This is a genomic window from Mesorhizobium sp. P5_C1 (genome assembly GCF_054049815.1).
Window position 1 is genome coordinate 1 of sequence record NZ_JBFULQ010000611.1, and the last position, 3,076, is coordinate 3,076.

The window sequence follows — 3,076 nt, forward strand, 5'->3', positions numbered from 1 at the left end:
ACCGTCTACAAGTGGATTGAACAGCGGAAGATGCCCGCTCATCGGGTCGGTCGGCGCTGGATGTTCAAGCAAGGTGAAGTTGACGATTGGGTGCGTTCGGGCGGCGCGGCAGACAAATCCGACTCTCCGAATTCTAAACGGGATGGAGAGTAGCTATGCCGGAGCCTATCCAGAACAGAATAAAGCAGTCGGTCGGACAAGCTGAAAACCTCTATCATCGATTGGTCCTACTGGTCGGAGACAGCGGAGCCGGCAAGACTGCTGCACTGCGCACAGTTGCAGGCGAGCTCGGGACTGACGTGATCAACGTCAATTTGGCGCTTTCCGCCAAGCTGATCGAGTTAACGGAGCGCCAACGGACCCTGCACCTCTCAGCCCTGTTCGGCGGCCTTGTCGAAGAGGCTCGGACAGTTGCGCTGCTCGACAATATTGAAATTTTGTTCGATCAAAGTTTGCGCCAGGATCCGCTCCGTCTCCTTCAAAGTGTGTCCAGAAATCGCTGTGTCGTGGCAAGCTGGAATGGCGCTGTTATTGGCAGCAAATTGACCTATGCCGAAAGCAGGCACCCGGAATATCGAAGCTACGAGGCTGCGGATGCATTGATTGTATACATGAATGAATCCTCCGGGCTTGATGCCCAAGAAAGTCGGCGGGCATGAAATACGGCGATCTTATTCACTTCGACCCTATCGAGTCTGTTGTGCAACTGCGCGACGCGAACAAGCAGGACGCGGCTCGCCAGCTTGTGAACACTTACGTCATCTCAGATGAGATGGCGGATAGACTGGTCCATCTCGTCATTCCACAGTTGCAGTTCGACGAGCCTGCCGACAACAAGGGGCTCTTGGTTGTTGGCAATTACGGCACCGGCAAATCGCACCTGATGTCGGTGGTGTCGAGCCTCGCTGCGGATGCAAGCCTGAACGATGCCTTGCACAGGGATGACGTGCGTCAGGCCGCAGGGCGGATCGCCGGGCGCTTCAAGGTGATCCGCACCGAAATCGGTGCAACCACGATGTCTTTGCGCGACATTCTGATCGCCGAACTAGAGGAGAGCCTCGACAAGCTTGGCGTGGATTACGTTTTTCCGGACCCGAATGCGATTTCCAGCCATAAGCGCGCCTTCGAGGACATGATGGCGAGGTTCGGTCAGGTATACCCCACTCATGGGCTTCTACTCGTCGTGGACGAACTGCTTGATTATCTGCGCACGCGCAAAGACCAGGAACTGATCCTCGACCTGAATTTCCTACGCGAAATCGGCGAAAGCGCCAGGGACTTGCGCTTCCGTTTCATCGCGGGTGTTCAGGAGGCAATTTTCGACAGCCATCGCTTCAGTTTCGTGGCGGACAGCATGCGACGCGTGAAGGACCGCTTTGAGCAGGTACTCATCGCCCGCAACGACGTCAAGTTCGTCGTGGCCGAGCGCCTGCTCAAGAAGACGGCCGAACAGCAGGCGCATATCCGCGTGCATCTTGTTCCCTTCGCCAAATTCTATGGCAATCTCAACGAAAGGATGGACGAGTTCGTCCGGCTGTTCCCAGTCCATCCCGACTACATCGACACCTTCGAGCGGGTCACCGTCGTCGAAAAACGAGAGGTTCTCAAGACGCTCTCGCTCGCCATGAAGGAGCGGCTCGATAAGGAGGTCCCACAGGACGAACCCGGGCTGATCGCGTTCGACAGCTATTGGAACAATCTGAAATCCAACGCGGCCTTTCGCGCCATCCCCGAAATCCGCGCCGTCATCGATTGCAGCCAGGTGCTAGAGTCGCGGATCGAAAACGCCATCAGCCGCAAGCAGTACAAGCCGATGGCGCTGCGGCTCATTCACGGCCTTTCGGTGCATCGCCTAACGACCGGCGACATCTACGCGCCAATGGGTGCGACGCCCGAGGAGTTGCGGGATCGGCTTTGCCTCTTCGAGCCCATAATTGCCGAGCTAGGCAGCAACGAGCCCGATAAGGATTTGCAGACATACGTCGAAACCGTGCTGCGCGAGATACATAGAACGGTCAGCGGCCAGTTTCTCTCGGTCAATCCTGCCAATCGGCAGTATTATCTCGATCTGAAGAAGACGGATGATTTCGACGCGCTCATCGAAAAGCGGGCCGAGAGCTTTTCCGACTCCCAACTCGACCGGTATTACTACGAAGCGCTTCGTCGCGTTATGGAATGCCAGGACGTCACCTATTTGACCGGCTACAAGATCTGGCAGCACGAACTCGTCTGGCAGGAGCGCAAGGCTGCGCGCACCGGCTATCTGTTCTTCGGCGCGCCTAACGAACGCTCCACTGCGGTGCCCCAGCGGGATTTCTATATCTACTTCATCCAGCCTTACGACCCCCCTCGCTTCAAGGATGAGAAGAAGAGCGACGAAGTCTTTTTCCATCTCACGGGAAACGACAGCGCCTTCCTCGACTCGCTCAAATCCTATGCGGCAGCGCTCGATCTGGCCCAGACCGCGTCAGGCCCCGCCAAATCCACCTATGAGGCGAAAGCCAACGGGYTCCTTAGGAACCTGGTGCAATGGCTTCAGAAGAACATGAACACGGCCTTCGATGTCACATGGCAAGGCCGCACAAAGACCCTGGCGGAGTGGGCGAAGGGCAGATCCGTCCGCGATCTGTCAGGCCTCGCGTCCCACGAAACCATCAATTTCCGCGATCTGGTAAACACCATCGCCGGCGTTTGCCTCGCGCCGCATTTCGCTGACCAGGCTCCGCACTACCCGGCCTTCTCCGTGCTGATCACTAGCGCAAACCGTGCGCAGGCAGCGCAGGATGCTTTGCGCGCCATCGCGGGACAGAACCGCACCAAGCAGGCGGTCGCCGTGTTGGATGCATTGGGCGTGCTTGATGGCGAGCGCATCGATCCGGCGAAGTCGCGCTATGTCCGGCCCATCCTCGAGGCCGTCAGGGCCAAGGGACCTGGCCAGGTCACCAATCGCGACGAGATCATCAAGGACGACCACGGGCTGGAATATATTGACCCGGCGGCAGGACGGTTGGAGCCTGAATGGGCGGTGGTTCTGCTCGCTGGCCTCGTCTGGTCCGGAGACATAGTGCTCGCCATC

Annotated in this window: 3 protein-coding genes; all 3 read left to right on the forward strand. The window is 57.9% G+C overall.

Features of this window, described 5'->3' with window-relative positions; all coding sequences use genetic code 11:
- The coding region (locus tag ACXJ7R_RS28770; protein ID WP_457154790.1) for a helix-turn-helix domain-containing protein at nucleotides 1-153 on the forward strand (153 nt) is incomplete at its 5' end.
- Between the two features lie 2 nt (nucleotides 154-155).
- Nucleotides 156-659 carry a BREX-3 system P-loop-containing protein BrxF gene (gene brxF, locus ACXJ7R_RS28775; protein WP_457154788.1) on the forward strand — a complete coding sequence of 168 codons (504 nt, stop codon included), beginning with the start codon at nucleotides 156-158 and terminating at the stop codon, nucleotides 657-659.
- Nucleotides 656-3,076: DUF6079 family protein (locus ACXJ7R_RS28780; protein WP_457154789.1), on the forward strand; the 2,421-nt coding region annotated here is incomplete at its 3' end. The genes brxF and ACXJ7R_RS28780, both read left to right, overlap by 4 nt.